The sequence below is a fragment of the Chryseobacterium cupriresistens genome (genome assembly GCF_046614675.1).
GTDB lineage: Bacteria > Bacteroidota > Bacteroidia > Flavobacteriales > Weeksellaceae > Chryseobacterium > Chryseobacterium cupriresistens.
Window position 1 is genome coordinate 406,100 of the sequence record NZ_JBKKJT010000002.1, and the last position, 16,051, is coordinate 422,150.

15 protein-coding genes are annotated in these 16,051 nt (G+C 36.0%); 9 read left to right on the top strand and 6 right to left on the bottom strand.

Annotated features, from left to right (window positions below):
• Positions 1-144: 144 nt before the first annotated feature.
• Positions 145-1,032, bottom strand: coding sequence for a mechanosensitive ion channel family protein (locus ACLI50_RS07030; RefSeq protein ID WP_202841305.1), 888 nt, complete (start codon positions 1,030-1,032; stop codon positions 145-147).
• A gap of 94 nt (positions 1,033-1,126) precedes the next feature.
• On the opposite strand from ACLI50_RS07030, the gene ACLI50_RS07035 reads away from it, so the two are divergent.
• Entirely contained in the window at positions 1,127-1,762 is a 636-nt protein-coding gene (locus ACLI50_RS07035; protein ID WP_202841304.1) for a peroxiredoxin, read from the top strand.
• 98 nt (positions 1,763-1,860) lie between these two features.
• Here ACLI50_RS07035 and ACLI50_RS07040 read toward each other — a convergent pair whose 3' ends face one another.
• From ACLI50_RS07040 to ACLI50_RS07050, 3 genes are all read right to left on the bottom strand, one after another.
• Positions 1,861-2,451, bottom strand: a complete 591-nt coding sequence (locus ACLI50_RS07040; RefSeq protein WP_411413460.1) for a hypothetical protein — start codon at positions 2,449-2,451, stop codon at positions 1,861-1,863.
• A gap of 262 nt (positions 2,452-2,713) precedes the next feature.
• On the bottom strand, positions 2,714-3,229 hold the full coding sequence (locus ACLI50_RS07045) for a hypothetical protein (protein WP_411413461.1): 516 nt from the start codon (positions 3,227-3,229) through the stop codon (positions 2,714-2,716).
• Between the two features lie 94 nt (positions 3,230-3,323).
• Entirely contained in the window at positions 3,324-5,609 is a 2,286-nt protein-coding gene (locus tag ACLI50_RS07050) for a TonB-dependent siderophore receptor (RefSeq protein ID WP_411413462.1), read from the bottom strand.
• A gap of 182 nt (positions 5,610-5,791) precedes the next feature.
• Here ACLI50_RS07050 and ACLI50_RS07055 point away from each other — a divergent pair, with 182 nt between their 5' ends.
• On the top strand, positions 5,792-6,847 hold the full coding sequence (locus ACLI50_RS07055; RefSeq protein ID WP_411413463.1) for a Gfo/Idh/MocA family oxidoreductase: 1,056 nt from the start codon (positions 5,792-5,794) through the stop codon (positions 6,845-6,847).
• Between the two features lie 109 nt (positions 6,848-6,956).
• Here ACLI50_RS07055 and ACLI50_RS07060 read toward each other — a convergent pair whose 3' ends face one another.
• A complete protein-coding gene (locus ACLI50_RS07060; protein ID WP_411413464.1) occupies positions 6,957-8,849 on the bottom strand; it encodes an ABC-F family ATP-binding cassette domain-containing protein in 1,893 nt (630 codons plus the stop codon).
• Positions 8,850-9,063: 214 nt separating this feature from the next.
• On the opposite strand from ACLI50_RS07060, the gene ACLI50_RS07065 reads away from it, so the two are divergent.
• Positions 9,064-9,576 carry a 5' nucleotidase, NT5C type gene (locus tag ACLI50_RS07065; protein WP_110008314.1) on the top strand — a complete coding sequence of 171 codons (513 nt, stop codon included), beginning with the start codon at positions 9,064-9,066 and terminating at the stop codon, positions 9,574-9,576.
• Between the two features lie 141 nt (positions 9,577-9,717).
• Positions 9,718-10,575 (top strand): carboxypeptidase-like regulatory domain-containing protein, encoded by an 858-nt coding sequence (locus tag ACLI50_RS07070; RefSeq protein ID WP_343641465.1) that lies wholly within the window; start codon positions 9,718-9,720, stop codon positions 10,573-10,575.
• 51 nt (positions 10,576-10,626) lie between these two features.
• Here ACLI50_RS07070 and ACLI50_RS07075 read toward each other — a convergent pair whose 3' ends face one another.
• Positions 10,627-11,490, bottom strand: a complete 864-nt coding sequence (locus tag ACLI50_RS07075; RefSeq protein ID WP_343641467.1) for a glycoside hydrolase family 25 protein — start codon at positions 11,488-11,490, stop codon at positions 10,627-10,629.
• Positions 11,491-11,556: 66 nt separating this feature from the next.
• Between ACLI50_RS07075 and ACLI50_RS07080 the strand changes: the two genes are divergently transcribed.
• The 5 genes from ACLI50_RS07080 to deoC all read left to right on the top strand — a co-directional run bounded on the left by ACLI50_RS07080 (position 11,557) and on the right by deoC (position 16,048).
• Entirely contained in the window at positions 11,557-12,819 is a 1,263-nt protein-coding gene (locus ACLI50_RS07080) for an NAD(P)/FAD-dependent oxidoreductase (protein ID WP_343641469.1), read from the top strand.
• On the top strand, positions 12,816-13,487 hold the full coding sequence (gene trmD / locus ACLI50_RS07085) for a tRNA (guanosine(37)-N1)-methyltransferase TrmD (RefSeq protein ID WP_110008092.1): 672 nt from the start codon (positions 12,816-12,818) through the stop codon (positions 13,485-13,487). The genes ACLI50_RS07080 and trmD overlap by 4 nt, the downstream gene beginning before the upstream one ends.
• A 379-nt stretch (positions 13,488-13,866) precedes the next feature.
• Positions 13,867-14,802: an endonuclease/exonuclease/phosphatase family protein gene (locus ACLI50_RS07090; protein WP_411413465.1), complete on the top strand. Its 936-nt coding sequence runs from the start codon at positions 13,867-13,869 to the stop codon at positions 14,800-14,802.
• Between the two features lie 27 nt (positions 14,803-14,829).
• The gene (locus tag ACLI50_RS07095; RefSeq protein WP_002976659.1) at positions 14,830-15,300 is read left to right on the top strand and encodes an Lrp/AsnC ligand binding domain-containing protein; all 471 of its coding nucleotides are present in this window, start codon (positions 14,830-14,832) and stop codon (positions 15,298-15,300) included.
• A gap of 4 nt (positions 15,301-15,304) precedes the next feature.
• Positions 15,305-16,048, top strand: coding sequence for a deoxyribose-phosphate aldolase (gene deoC, locus ACLI50_RS07100; protein WP_343641474.1), 744 nt, complete (start codon positions 15,305-15,307; stop codon positions 16,046-16,048).
• The last annotated feature ends 3 nt before the right edge of the window (positions 16,049-16,051 follow it).

The following is a 16,051-nucleotide window of genomic DNA, read 5'->3' on the forward strand; positions in this document are numbered from 1 at the left end:
CACAGTTTTGTAATAACTTCAGCGGAAATGTACTACTGTAAACCTAACAGGTTTCTAAAACCTGTTAGGTTTAAATATCTCCAATCAATCATCATAAAAAGACCATTTCAATACTCGAAATGGTCTTTTATTTTATAAATAATTTTACTTATCCTGATGACTTTCCGGCAAGTTAGTCTCTCCACTTGTAATGCTGATGCTCGTTGGCGTTACCAGCTGAATTTTATCCGTATCAAAGCGTTCTTTGATCCCTAAATAAGCCTGGCTTCTTACCTGCGCAAGATTAGCCCCTACTTTTATCCAGAATTTTACCTGCAGATTAAATGCACCTTGCTTCAAGTCTGTAAAAATTACTTCTACGGTGTCCAGCTTATCCACATTATCAAGATTTTTAACCACATCAAGAATTCCTTTCTGAGCTTTAGTGATATCTTCATCAGCCGGAATTTCAAAGTTTAAAATTATCCTTCGCTGTGGAGAGGCTGTAATATTGTAAAACGGAGCATTGAAAACAACCTGATTAGGGATATAAGCTTTCTTTCCGTCATCAGTAAGAATTTTTGTAGTGAGAAACCCGATTTCCTGTACTGTTCCTGAGTGGGTTCCGATCGTAATATAATCTCCTACCTTGTAAGCTTTGTCAATTCCAATAAGCATTCCTGAGAAAATACTGGATACCAGGTCTTTCAGAGCAACCCCGGCAATAACCCCGGCAACTCCTAAGCTTCCGATAAACTTCCAAAGAAAGCCGCTGAAACCCATTATTTCAAGAGCAATAAAGGTTCCCATCAGCATGATCAAAAATCTGAATACACTGATTAAGGTGACTAATGAACTCTCTTTGCGACTTTTAGGAAAAAATTTATGGAATAATTTTACCGCTGCCTGGCTTAAATATTTGCTGGTAACCAGAAAAAAGGTAAATACTAAAATTCCAACAATCAGCTTGGGGGTAAGTTCAGCGAAGGTGATGTACCAATTTTCCAATACCTTGTAAACAAGATCTACATACCTGAGTCCGGTTTTCTCCATGAATAAAATTTTAATTAAAGATATAAATTTTCATCAAAAAATTTGCCAGTTCCAAAAAGTCTACTAAATTTGTAGACTATAAAGAAAGAATATTATGTCAATCAAACTAGGAGATACAGCACCCAACTTTCAGGCAGAATCATCGGTCGGCGATATCAATTTTTATAATTATCTGGGAGATTCCTGGGGAATTCTGTTTTCGCATCCTGCAGATTATACACCGGTATGCACAACGGAGTTGGGATATACCGCAAAACTTCAGTCTGAGTTTGATGCCAGAGATACAAAAGTAATTGCCCTGAGTGTAGATGGGGTAGAAGATCATCAAAATTGGGTAAAAGATATTAATGAAACTCAGAATACCAATGTAAAGTTTCCTATTATCGCAGATAAAGACAAAAAGGTTTCAGAACTGTATGATTTTATTCATCCCAATGCTTCGGCTACCGCTACAGTACGTTCTCTTCTGATTATTGATCCTTCCAAAAAAGTAAGACTGATTATTACCTATCCGGCCTCTACAGGAAGGAATTTTGACGAGATCCTCAGAGTGCTGGATTCTTTACAGCTGGTAGACAATTACCGTGTGGCTACGCCTGTGAATTGGGAAGTTGGAGAAGATGTTATTGTACCTCCAACCATTTCTACAGAAGATGCCCGGAAAATATTCCCGAAAGGGGTAACGGAAATAAAGCCCTATCTGAGATACACCCCTCAACCTAATACATGATTTATTTGATTTTTTATAGTTTAGTTTTAATTTGTACGAAAAGCGCCCCGGAAATAAATTTCGGGGCGCTTTCATTTTTTTTATAAGTATTTCAGTGATTACTTAACGTCGTTGATGATTTGTTTCGCTTTAGACGTTGGAAGATAAATCTGGAATCCTAAACCAAAAGTAATTTTGTTAGTGTATCCACCGCTTCCGAATCCTGCATTTGCATCATATTTCACTAAACCTTCCAATCCGATGTTTGGTGTGATGAAGTAAGAATAACCAGGTCCGAATCCGAAGTTAAGACCGTTAGAAGAAGAACCTCCTTTAGAGATAGACATTCCTCCAACACCTACATTACCTTCGAAGAACCATCTTCCGTGGTGTAGTAAGTTGTTTACTCCCTGCTCTCCCGGATTAAGATAGTAACGTCCTAATGCTCCTACATTATATGTAAAAGTAGTGGGTGCATCTTTAGCTCCTTTAAAGCCTAAATCTACGTATCCCCCAACTGCGATATTATCTTCGATGAAATAGGCTCCTTTAGGCTGAATTGCAAAGTTATATCCTGCTCCTTCATTTAACCCAAAATTTGCACCTACAAGGTTACCCCCTACCATCCAATTACCTTTTTGAATCTGAGCGTTGGCAGTTGCTGTTAAGCCTGCTATGGCTAATATCCCTGTTAAAATAAGTCTTTTCATAATTTATTATTTTAATAATTAAATGTTTATTATTCACGAATTATAGAAAAAACAATAAATGTGCCAGACTCTTAATTTTACGTAATTTTTCTAAACAAACGTTAAGATTTTCAACGAGATATAGTTTATTTTTTTCACCTGTCGGCTCTATATGTTATGATAATAAAGAAAATAAAATGGTTGTTTTAAGAAAAAAATGATAAAAGTAGATAATATATCATTAATTATATAAAACACTTATTTTTCTTTGCCCATTCGGAATTTAAATAAATAAAAGGATCACCGAAATGATCAGACCTGCAATTGTAAATTTGATTCCACGTTTGAATGCTTTGGTCTTAGGATTAAACATCCAGAAACTTGAGATGACGAAAAAGAAAAGAGAAACTCCGAAGAATACGCTTAGAGGGGATATAGCATCTTTCGATTGTGATTTGTGAAGCGAAACCATTTTGTCCAATACGAAAGGAAGTTCCTTTTTGGAATATTTGGCTTTTCCGGTTGCACTGTCATAAGTTCCCTGTTTAAAATAAAGAACACTTCCTTCTGTTTTTTCCACTTCCAGGCCTTTCATCTTAAGCTCTTTTTTCAGCTCTTTTTCTGAAAGATTGGCTGCGATATTCTTTTCGTATTTCTTTTCACTTTTCAGGAAATCTGTGTCTCTGTACACCAGAAGAATTCCGCTTAACGAATATACAGCCATAATTCCGGTAAGGAAATATCCCAGGTAACGGTGCGTGATTCTCATGAAACTTCTTGTGTCTTTAATCTTATCCATATCTTATTTTTTTGTTTTTGTTTAAAATTTCAAAAGTGGAAACTGCAAAAATGCAATTTCCACTTTTAGTGAAAGAATTATTATATAAAGAATTCTAGAGTCTGTAAATCAATGTGAAATAGTAATTTCTAGGCATAATCGGATTCACTGAATAATTCTCGTGAACATTATAATTTACGACATCAAACAGGTTGCCCACTTTCCCCTGGATAGAGAATTTTTTCCACTCGTAGCCTACTGAAACGGAAACAGTCGTATAATCTTTCAGGTCAAACATTCTGCTCACGTTATTTCTACTTGTGTTTGTAGATTTTGTATCATTCCATCCGGCAATTCTGTCCCCGATGTAATAAATTCCAGCTCCGATTTTCAATCCTTTTACGTAGTTTGTAAATTTATAGAAAACAGAAGCATTTGCTGTTGTTGCCGGTGTTCTTACCAGTCTTTGGTTTTCAATATATCCTTTTTCAGGAGTGTCGGTATAAACCGAATTGTTATAAGAAAAACCTCCGATTATAGATAAGTTTTCTGTAGGATTTCCTGTAATGTCCAGTTCCACACCACGGCTTCTCATATTTCCTGCAAATTCTTTAAGATTGGTGTCTGTGGAATTTACCGGTGCCCCGTTTGAAGCAGAAGCAAACCAGTAGGTTTGGTAATAATTATTGTACATAATCTGGTAAGCCGTTAAGTTAACAGCTAAAGCATTGTTCCAGAAATTCTTTTTAATACCGATTTCATATTGATCAACTGTTGAAGGTTTTATACTTTGTCTAGATAAAGTATTTAATTGATTTTGAACATCTGTAACAGGCTGATTGGTATTTACCGTGCCAAATTGATCTGAAGTATACCCTGCATTTGCTGCAAAAGAATTCGTATAAGTTGCGAATACTGAAAGGTTTTCATTTGGAGCATATACCAAACCTACTTTCGGAGAAAATGCATTGTCAGACGTTGACGAATTAGCGACTTCAATTTTATCATTTAATGTAAAGCGGGTAGTCAGCGTAGGCATGTTTTCTATATAAGACCATCTTAAACCTGCAATTACTTTTAATTGTTTTGTTAAGCTGATAAAATCCTGTGCATAGATCCCGATTCTTCTTGTATTGATTCTGTTTCTCGTACTAAGAGTAGAATTCGGCATATCAATACTTCCCCACGTTGACGGATCATCTAAATATAGAAGATTTCTTGGAGCCGCAACAGTATAAGCATAAGCATCTGCCTGGCTGTAATCAGCATCTGCCCCAATTAAAACTTTGTGGCTGATTTTTCCTGTATTGAATTCACCATTGATGTTTACCTGTGCTGAAGTATAATTTTGTTCGTTGTAAGTTCTGCCAAAAGGTCTTTTCCATGACAATCTGTTAGGATCTACAGTGGCATCTTTAGTATCATATATCCATTGTACTCTTTCAGAAGAAAAATAATCTTTTGTATAGTTCTGGTAAGAAGCAATCGCATTTAAAGACCATCTTTCGTTGAACTGATGATTAAAAGTTACATTCGTAGAAGCTTGCTGTACATTTTGATATTGCCAGTCAGTTCCGAAGAAAGTGTTTCTGGAAACAGTATCATTCAATCTATAGCTTTGGTCTTTTTCCGTAATAGAACCAAGCCCGAAATCAGGAGTGAAATTAGTTTTAAGATAATCTGCTTCCACAATCAATTGTGACTTTGGGCTTAAATTGAAAAGGAAGGATGGATTGAAATAATATTTCTCTGATTCTACAACATCTCTGAAACTTTCAGCATGCTCATAGGCTCCGTTTACTCTGAAAGCAATATTTTTAGATAAAGGACCGTAAATATCAACTGTTGGTTTATAGGAATTCCAGCTTCCGCCGTTTAGCCCGATACTTCCGCCAAAATTGAATTTAGGTTTTTTTGTAATCATATTGATAACACCACCAGCTGCTGTATTTCCAAAAAGCATGGCATTGGCTCCCTTTAAAACCTCTACTCTTTCCAGACCACTTACTTCAGGGAAAACACCACTGTTTACTCTTGAACCATTTTTAAAAATATTATCATTTCCTAAAATGAAACCACGTCCACCAAAACTATCCTGAGAATTTCCTCTGGATGAAGTGATATACAATCCGTTTACGTTCTGAAGAACATCACTCAGTTGCTTTGCCTGCTGCTGCTCAATGATTTCGTGAGTAACAATAGCAATGGGCTGGGGAGTTTCCATTACCGTCAGATTTGACTTTGTTGATAATGGTCTTGCCTGGTTGGGATTTCCTGTTTTGTGAAGATTAATATCCTCAATGGTCTGTGTTCTGATGGTATCTGCTTCAGCATTTTTCATCTGAGAACTCGCTGAAACAGCGATGAATAGAAGACCTAAAGAAAGTAATTGTTTTTTCATTTTATTTTTATGTAGAACAGTTTTAAATAAGGCGCAAATGTAAGTATTTGTTTAGAATAGATAAAAATAATTTTATGATTTAAATCATATTTTTATGAGTGGACGAGATGGATTATTTCTATAGCTCCTTTAGACTAAGGGATAGAGAATTTTTTATGAATATATTTGTTAAAAATTATAATATGCAATTGGTAAAAGCAGGGCTTTGTGCCTTTGGAATGAGTGGAAAAGTGTTCCATGCTCCCTTTTTAAAGGAGCATCCGGGATTTTTTATCTCTGCTGTGGTGGAAAGAAGCAAGGAAGAATCGAAGGTGAAATATCCTGAGGCAACGATCTATCGTTCCGTGGAAGAAATGCTTCAGCTTGCTGATGTAGAATTGGTGATCATCAATACTCCGGTTCAGACCCATTATGAGTACGCCAAAAAAGCACTGGAAGCGGGAAAAAATATTATTGTGGAAAAACCTTTTACAGTAAATGTTTCTGAAGCAGAAGAACTGGTGCAACTTGCTCAAGAAAAAGGTTTGTTTCTGAGTGTATACCAAAACCGAAGATTTGACCGTGACTTTCTGCAGGTTCAAAAAATTCTGAATGATAAGAAAATAGGGAATATTAAAGAAGTGGAAATACGTTTTGACAGATTCCGTACCACGGCCAGTGGAAAGCAGCATAAAGAAAGTCCTGATCAGCAGGGATCAGGATCACTTCATGATCTGGGAGCACATCTTGTAGATCAGGCAGTGCAGTACTTTGGGTATCCGGAAAAACTTTTTGCCGATGTATTTTCTATGAAAGGAGCCGAATTCGCTAACGATTATTTTGAAATTCTTTTATTCTATAAAGATAATCTGAGAGTAAGACTGAAATCATCTGTTTTCAGTAAAGAGGGGCATTATGCGTACACAATTCATGGAGACAGAGGAACTTTCCTGCAGGAAAGAACCGATAATCAGGAAAATGAACTGGTAGCAGGTGCCGTTCCTGAATATGGTAAAGAATGGACGCAGCCTTTGACTGCACCGGACGGAATTTTAAACTTCCTGAATGATCATTCCGAAACAGAACGAATTCTTACCTCCAGCGAAGCCGGAAACTATATGGATTATTACCAGCAGATTTATGAACACATCGTTTTTGGATATGCCTTACCATCTCCGGGAAAAGAAATTATTCAGAATATGAAAATCATTGATGCTTCTCTTGAAAGTGCAAAAGAAGAAAGAATAGTAAAATTATAAATGATGAATGAGTTCAAAGTTTAAAGTTCAAGGTTGATACCAGTCGGGATTAGAAATCTCCAACCCGTCTACATTCCAACCCTGCGACACTTTGAACTCATTCCTATTATTAAAGGAGCTCCTGAAGCTCAAGCCATCTCATTTCGTGGTTCTCCAGTTTTTCTGAAACAGTTTCCAGCTCTGAAGAAAGAGTGGCTATCTTTTCATAATCAGCTTCGTTGTTGAGCTTATCCAGAATTTTTGCACGCTGTTCCTCCAGTTCAGGCATTTCTTTTTCAATCGTTTCCAGTTCCCTTTGTTCTTTAAAGGTCAGTTTTCTTTTAGAATTGGAAGATTGAGTACCTTCTGTGGAAGAAATTACTTCTTTTACAGGATCAGGTTTTGCCACAGTATTTTTTTCCAATGCCTCTTCACGGCTTCTGGCTTCTCTGTATTCTGAGAAATTACCTACAAAATCTCTGATTTTTCCGTTTCCTTCAAAAGCCAGAACATGATCTACAATTCTGTCCATGAAATATCTGTCGTGGGAAACGATAATCAAAGATCCCTGGAATTGCTGAAGAAAGTTTTCAAGAACCGTTAGCGTCGGAAGATCTAAGTCATTTGTAGGCTCATCAAAAATCAGGAAGTTAGGATTCTGATACAAAATATACATCAGGTGAAGTCTTCTCTTTTCACCTCCGGAAAGTTTGGAAATAGGAGAATACTGTGTCTGATCGTCAAATAAGAACAATCTTAAGAACTGTGATGCGGATAAACTTTTACCATTTGCTAAAGGATAAAATTCTGCAATTTCTTTAATGAAATCAATCACACGTTCATCCTCTTTATAGGTAAGGCCTTTTTGTGAGAAATAACCGAAGGAAATAGTTTCTCCTGTTTCAATTTCTCCTTTATCGGCTTTTTCAAAACCTTGAATAATGTTAAGCAGGGTAGATTTTCCCGCGCCGTTCTTTCCAATGATTCCAACCTTTTCTCCACGTTGAAACTGGTAGCTGAAATCTTTCAATAAAACTTTAGATCCAAAGCTTTTATCAATATGTTTGAGTTCAAGAATTTTATTTCCCAGACGTTTCATTTCAAAATCAAGTTCCAGTCCGTCTTTTCTGGTGTCGGTTTTGGCCACTTTTTCCGTTTCGTAGAAAGCATCAATTCTGCTTTTTGATTTTGTGGTTCTGGCTTTTGGCTGTCTTCTCATCCATTCCAGTTCCTTTCTGTAAAGGTTATTGGCTTTATCAATTGTAGCATTAAGATTCTCCTCACGAATCATCTTGTTCTCAAGATAAGTTGCATACGAACCATTGTGAACATACAGATTCTGATCCTCCATTTCCCATATGATATCACAAACACTGTCAAGGAAATATCGGTCGTGGGTGACAAGCAATAAAGTAATTTTTGCCTTGTTCAGATAATTTTCAAGCCATTCTACCATATCCACATCAAGGTGGTTGGTAGGTTCGTCCATGATAAGAAGGGTATGTCTGTGCTCAGCTCTTGTTTCAGTTAAAAGCTTCGCCAAAGCGACACGTTTGATCTGTCCTCCCGAAAGGGTTCCCATTTTAGCCTCAAGATCTGTAATTTTAAGCTGGGAAAGAATCTGCTTCATTTCATTTTCCAGATCCCAGGCTTTATGAACTTCCATATCAGCCAGTGCTTTCTCAATAAAATCATTATCTGTAGAATGAAGTGATCGATGATAGTTTTTAAGCGCCAGGATAGGCTCGGAATCCAGGGTCATCATAAATTCTTCAATGCTCAGCTTAGGATCATAGTCAATTTCCTGATCAAATAATACCACCTGGATATCTTTATTGATGATCGCAGTTCCGCTGTCTGCAATTTCCTTACCCATTAATATTTTCAGAAGCGTAGATTTTCCACTTCCGTTTTTGGCAACAATAGCTATTTTATCTCCTTCATTGATGTGGAAAGAAATATTTTTAAACAAAACTTTGATGCCGTAAGATTTGGTAAGATTTTCTGCAGAAACGTAATTCATTGGGAATTAATAGTTTGATTTTAATTTTGAATTGAAAGGCAAAAATACGAAAATGTAGCCTAAAACTTCCCGGAACCCCTTTTATAAAAATGAATATTTATAATTTTTTAATAGACTGTGTCCCTTGCCTGCAAAAACTAATCAGTAAATTTGATCAACTACAATGAAATGTACATTGTAAAAGTAATACATAATACAAAATCTGATTGAAGTAATGAAAAAAGTTATCGTCGACATGGATGGAGTAATGGCGGATGTATATCATCAGCTGGCACAATTTGAAAAAAGAGATACAGGAAGAGAAATTGAAATCAGTGATTTGGCAGGTAAGCCTGAAATAGAGTCTTTTCCCAACGGAAAAAAGCATGTGAATGAAGTAGGCTTTTTCAGAACCTTACCGGTAATGAAAGGAAGCCGTGAGGCAATAGAATACCTTAATAATAAATATGAACTTTATATTGTATCTGCCGGAATGGAATTTCCGAACAGTCTACGGGAAAAATATGACTGGCTGGCAGAACATTTTCCTTTTATCACATGGGAACAGATTGTTCTTTGCGGAAGTAAAAGAGTAGTGTCCGGAGATGTCATGATTGATGATTATCCTAAAAATCTGGATCATTTTTCAGGACAAAGACTGATATTTACCCAACCTCATAATGAACTGATAGAAAATGATACCTATGAAAGAGTTCATTCCTGGGAAGAGGTTATGAATATCCTATAATTCTGAGTTTTAATTCCTGATAGAGCTATGAGAGAATTCCGGAAATTTTTTAAATAATTTTAACTAAAGGGAGAATAAATTTAATAAAATGTTGGGAGGCCGGCATATTGAAAATAGATATGTTTGCATCAAACTTTTAACATGAAAATATATTCTACTTTATTCTTCCTTGTGGCAGCCTCAGCCTTCCATGCGCAGGTTGTTTCCGGAACTATTGTTTCTAAAAACGAAAATCAGCCTATTCCTTATGTGAAAATCGGGATTGAGAAGAAATCGACAGGCACAATTTCAGATGAAAAAGGAAAATTTTCAATTGATCTTTCCAATACAGATCCCCTGCAGAAAATAAAAATAGAAGTTCCGGGATACGATCTTTATCAGGAAACAATACAGGATTTTAAAAAATATGACCAGCAAAAAATATTTTTAACAGAGAAAACTAAAAATATTAAAGAGATTACAATTAAGCCTAAAAAGCTGGTAGATAAAAACTGGGGGGTCAATACCAAAACAAAAAGTGTTATTTATTCTGTTAACCCGGAATTTGACAAAAAGAGTTTTCTTGGAGAAACAGCTTTAGAATTCAACGCAAAGAAAAGATCAAAGCTTAAAAATATCAATCTGAATATAGCCAGCTATGTTTCTACCGAGCCGGTTTTAATGAGATATAGCATTTACAGTGAAAAAAATGGCTTCCCGGATAAAAATATCCTGGAAGAGGAGATTACCGTAAAGCTCACTGAAGATATGATCAAAGATGGAACGTATACACTGGATGTAAGCGACCGTAACATCTGGCTGCAGGGAAAATTTTTTATCGGCATACAGTTTTTAAAAGATTTTGACGGCAGGATTAAAATCAGTGCTGCTTTGTTCAGAACAGGGTTTATAAGGGAGTTTTATGGTGATTGGCAGAAAATGACCATTGCCGCACCAGCCATTAATATTGATGTGAAAATGGATAAAAACGGAAGCAATAATATGAATGAAGATGATTAATACATATGTAGTTTGATCAGCTGGAAAATTTATCACCGCTCCTTTTTCTTTCTAATCCAGTGTCAGCCTTTTTAACGACCACGAATTACCATTGTAGACATCAAGATCCACTTTTGTATTGATGCCGTGAACAATACCGTTTTCTGTGAACTGCCAGAAATCCCACTCGTCATCGGGAGAAGGTGAGGGAACATCGTTGTAATTGGCAAGCCATAAAGGGTAGCCTTCAAACTCGCCTTTCAGAAAATCTTTATAGTAATGGTAGTACGTGTAGATGATAGGTTTTTCACCATAGGCTTCTTCTACAATTTTACACCATACTTTCAGGTCTTCAACCAGTTTTTTGTTGGTTTTACGCTTTGGAATTTTTTCAATATCAAGAATCGGAGGAAGATCTCCGCTTTCAAGTTTCACGTTGTCTAAAAAATTATTGGCCTGGATCACGGGATCTTCATCGGCTCTGTAAAAATGATAGGCGCCACGGATAAGCTCATGTTTTTGGGCACTTTCCCAAAATTCATCAAAATGCTTGTCGGCACTACGGTTTCCCATCGTTGCACGCATCACTACAAATTCCAGCGGAATCGTTTTATTTCCGATGCTGAGGCTATCCCATCTGATATCTTCCCGGTTTTGATAATGGGAAACATCAAAACCATAGGTTTTATCAAGGTTGCTGGCTAATATTCTCTGAATTCTTGCTGCCTCCTTTTCACTGTTATGAAGCTTTTTATGCTTAAATTTATTAAAGTACAACGCATAGTAATAGCTGACGGACTGCTTTAAGTAAAGTCCTGTTCCTACTAATGCCATTATTAAAATTGCCAGTATGACCCATCTTCGGAAAAAATACTTCTTCCGTCTCGACTTATGGACTTTTTTGGCAGTTTTTTTGGTGTACTTTTTTGGTGTCATAAAGTTTTGCAAAACTAACTTTTTTCACTGCGAAATGCTAAAATAAAATCAGTAAATTTGTGTATTATGGAAACACGCGAAAAAATCATCATTATTGGAGGAGGATTTGCGGGGCTGCAGCTTGCAAAAACATTGAATAACAAGAACAAAAAGGTTATTGTTCTCGACCGGATGAACCACCATATGTTTCAGCCGCTTTTTTATCAGGTAGCCTCGGGAAGGATAGAACCTTCCAACATTTCTTTTCCCTTCAGAAAGATTTTTCAGCAATCCAGAAACACGCAGTTCCGTATGACTGAGGTGAAAGAAATAGATCCTGCCAACCATAAAGTCATTACCGACGAGGCAGAATTTACTTATGATAAACTCATCATAGCAACGGGCTGTAAAACTAATTTTTTCGGGAACAAAGAACTGGAAGGAAAAGCTTTCGGGATGAAAAATACCCAGGAAGCCATTAGTATCAGGAATCATGTTCTGATGACCTTTGAAAAGCTGATTATTGAAAAAAGCAGGAGCGATGACGGAAACTGGAATATTGTGATCGTTGGAAGCGGACCTACCGGAGTAGAACTGGCCGGAGCTTTTGCTGAAATGAAAAAAGACATCCTTCCAAGAGATTACCCTTACATGAATTTCGACCATCTGAAAATTATTCTGGTAAGTTCCACAGAAAAACCCCTTGCTGTCATGAGCAGTGAAGCTCAGGAAAAATCTGAGAAATACCTGAAAGATCTTGGTGTTACTTTTTTGAGCGGGGAAGTGGTAACAGATTATGATGGGGACAAAGTACATCTCAGAAGCGGAAAAGAAATACCATCCAATAATGTGATCTGGGCTGCCGGAGTTACAGGAAATGTAGTAGGAGGGTTTCCGGAAGAAAAATTAGTAAGAAACAGATATATTGTAGATCGACATAATAAAATAAAGGGTTACGATAATATTTATGCCATCGGGGATATCGCCTATATGGAAACACCGAAGTATCCGCAGGGACATCCTCAGGTAGCCAACGTAGCCATTAATCAGGCCAAAAATTTAGGTAAAAATCTTTTAAAGAAAAGTCAGGAAGAATGGAAAGAATACGAATATGATGACAAAGGCTCATTAGCGACCATTGGGAAGCACAGGGCAGTTGTTGATCTGCCGTTTATAAAATTCCAGGGATTTCTGGCATGGTATTTCTGGATGTTTCTCCATTTAATGCTAATTTTGAGCGTTCGTAATAAGCTGGCCATATTCTTCAACTGGATGTGGAGCTATATCAACAAAGATTCTTCTTTAAGATTAATTATTATACCTACTAAGAAAAACGGAACATTACAATGAGAATTGACATAATAAGCGTCCTTCCGGAATTGATGGAAAGTCCTTTCAAAACTTCTATTTTGAAAAGAGCAATGGATAAAGGACTGGTAGAAGTACATTTTCACCATTTAAGAGACTGGGCAGTCAATAAGCACAGACAAATTGATGATGAGCCTTATGGAGGCGGAGCAGGAATGGTAATGATGGTTGAGCCGCTGGATAAATGCATTTCAGAGCTTAAATCTCAAAGAAACTATGATGAGGTGATCTACCTGACACCGGATGGAGTTACTTTGAATCAGAAAATTGCCAATTCATTGTCTATCAAAGAAAATCTGATCTTTCTCTGCGGGCACTACAAAGGAATAGACCAAAGAGTAAGAGACCTTCATATTACAAAAGAAATTTCAATTGGAGACTACGTCCTTACAGGAGGAGAACTCGCAGCCTGTGTTTTGGCAGACTCAATTATCAGATTGCTTCCCGGAGTTTTGAATGATGAGCAAAGCGCTTTAACAGATAGTTTTCAGGATGATCTTCTTTCACCACCCATCTATACAAGGCCTGAAAGTTATAAAGGTTTAGATGTTCCCAAAATCCTATTGAGCGGAAACTTCGGAAAGATTGAAGAATGGCGTCACGATGAAGCAGTAAGAATCACAAAAGAAAAACGTCCCGATTTACTGTAAACAAGAATTGCCAAACGAATATAATTCTTGCTTTCACTTTTATTCCATTTATTATAGGTAAATGGAATAATATTTGTTGTTATTTAAAAAAGCGTGAAAAATATTAATGATAGCGATTTTAAATTGAAAATTTATTCCGATTATTCCGTATTTTTTATATTGTCTCAATTTTGATTAATATATCGAAACTGTCGAATGATTAAAAAATTAATTTATAATGGTTTATTTCGTTAGTATTTTTTACTATATTTGAATTGTTTTTTATTGGAAATTGATTTACAGTTTTGGAGGTAAATCACGAAAATTTGAAAAAAAATAATAAATTTACATCTTAAAGTAAAAAGAACATAATAAATTAAAAGTATAGAAATTAGTGTAGATGGAGCTGTTCTCTTTTTATAATGTTGAAAATTTATTTTTGCCCGATCCGAAACCTGTCCACAAATTAGATCCTACCCGGTCAGGATTAAGGAATTGGGATGAAAAGAGATATAGAAACAAGCTTTTTAAAATCTCGCACGTATTTCAGCTGATGAAGGAGGAGAATGATGTATTACCATTTTTAATAGGATTATCAGAAGTTTCCGGAAGGAAAGTCTTGGAAAATCTTGTGGAGATGGAACCCTTTAATTCAGAATATGGAATTGTACATTATAATTCCATGGATGAAAGAAAAGTGGATGTAGCCATGTTATATGATAAAAATAAAGTAGAGGTAATCGATTCAGAAACCATTACTTTCTTTTTTGAAATAGTAAATAAAAACACAGAAAATTACGACACAACCAGAGACGTACTTTTTTCAAAAGTCAGATATAAAGGGGAAATTATTAATGTCTTTATCGCGCATCTTCCCTCTAAACGCGAAAAAGATATCAATAAACCAAAAAGAACCTTTATATTGAATGAAGTCCGGGAACGGATTATGAAAATTGTAAATGCTGACAAAGAGCATGTTATCTTGTGTGGTGATTTTAACGAAAACCCGGATGATGAAAATTTAGTACAGATTCTCTATGACAATGACCGTGAGAAGGTTTTAATGAACCCTTTTCAACAATTGTTTTCTACAAGAAATTATTCTACTTTTCATTATAAATCTGGATTGCTGTATGATCAGATCATTATGTCAAGATCTTTACTTGATAATAAGACGCTGGCTTTTCAGGATGCCCATATTTTTAATTCTGAAAAAATCCGCAGCAGAACCAGAAATTTTGAAGGACGGCCTTTCCGAACTTATGCTGGTACGCGGTATTTAGGAGGATATAGCGATCACTTTCCGGTTTTTGTAAAATTTAAAAATTTACATTAAAAAACATAAATAATAAAAAAGTAGAAAATGAAAAATTCGAGCAACACAAGCTACCATTTAGATTCTATTGACAAAGAAATCATCTACATGTTGATGGATAATGCTAAAACTTCTTTAGCCCACATTTCAAAAAATGTCGGAATTTCCACTACTGCAGTGCATCAAAGAATCAAAAAACTCGAACATGCAGGAGTTATTGAAAATTCAATATCATTTCTTAATCCTAAGAAAATTGGATACAAAGTAATTTCCTACATTGGTGTATTTTTAGATCAGCCAAGCCATTATCCGGAAGTGGTAAAGTCTTTGCATGATATCAACGAAGTAGTGGAAGCCCACTATACGACAGGAAATTATACTATTTTTCTGAAAGTTCTTTGTAAAGACAATGATCACTTAATGCAGATCCTTAGCAAGCTTCAAAAGCTGAAAGGTGTAACCAGAACAGAAACTTTTATATCTTTGGAACAAGGTATTTACAGACAATTGAAAGTATAACGACATGAACATAGCCCAATATTTGGATTCAACTTACCTGAAAACCCCAGAACAATCAGGTATTTCCCACGAAGAAACACTTCAAAAAGATAAAGAACTTGCTCAGGAAGCAATAGATAATGGTATTTTTGCCGTGATGATTCGTCCGGATTATGTATCGGAGGTGAAGAAATATATTCAGGAAAGAAATTCAAATGTTGTAGTAGGAACTGTAATAGGTTTCCACGAAGGAACGTATTCCATTGATGAAAAGCTTGCAGAAGCTTCAAAGGCAATAGAAGACGGAGCAGATGAACTGGATTTTGTTATTAATTATACCGCTTATCTACAGGGAAATATAGAACTGGTAAGAGAAGAATTTGTAAAATGTACAACATTGTCTCTCGAGCATCATAAAATTGCAAAATGGATTATTGAAATTGCTGCATTAACTGATGAACAAATTGCCGATCTTACTAAAAAGATTTCTACCTGGGCAGAAGAGAATTTTTCTGAAAATGAGTTGCCGAAAATTTTTGTCAAGTCATCAACAGGATTTTATCAGACTGCCGAAGGAAAGCCTAACGGAGCAACCTTTGAAGGAATAACAATTATGCTGAGCAACGCCGGCAAACTTCCCGTAAAAGCAGCAGGAGGAGTAAGAACTCCCGAAGATGCTGAGAAAATGATCAGAATGGGAGTTAAAAGAATTGGAACTTCTTCAGCTCTGGGATTAATTAAAAACGAATCTTCATCAGAAGGATATTAATAT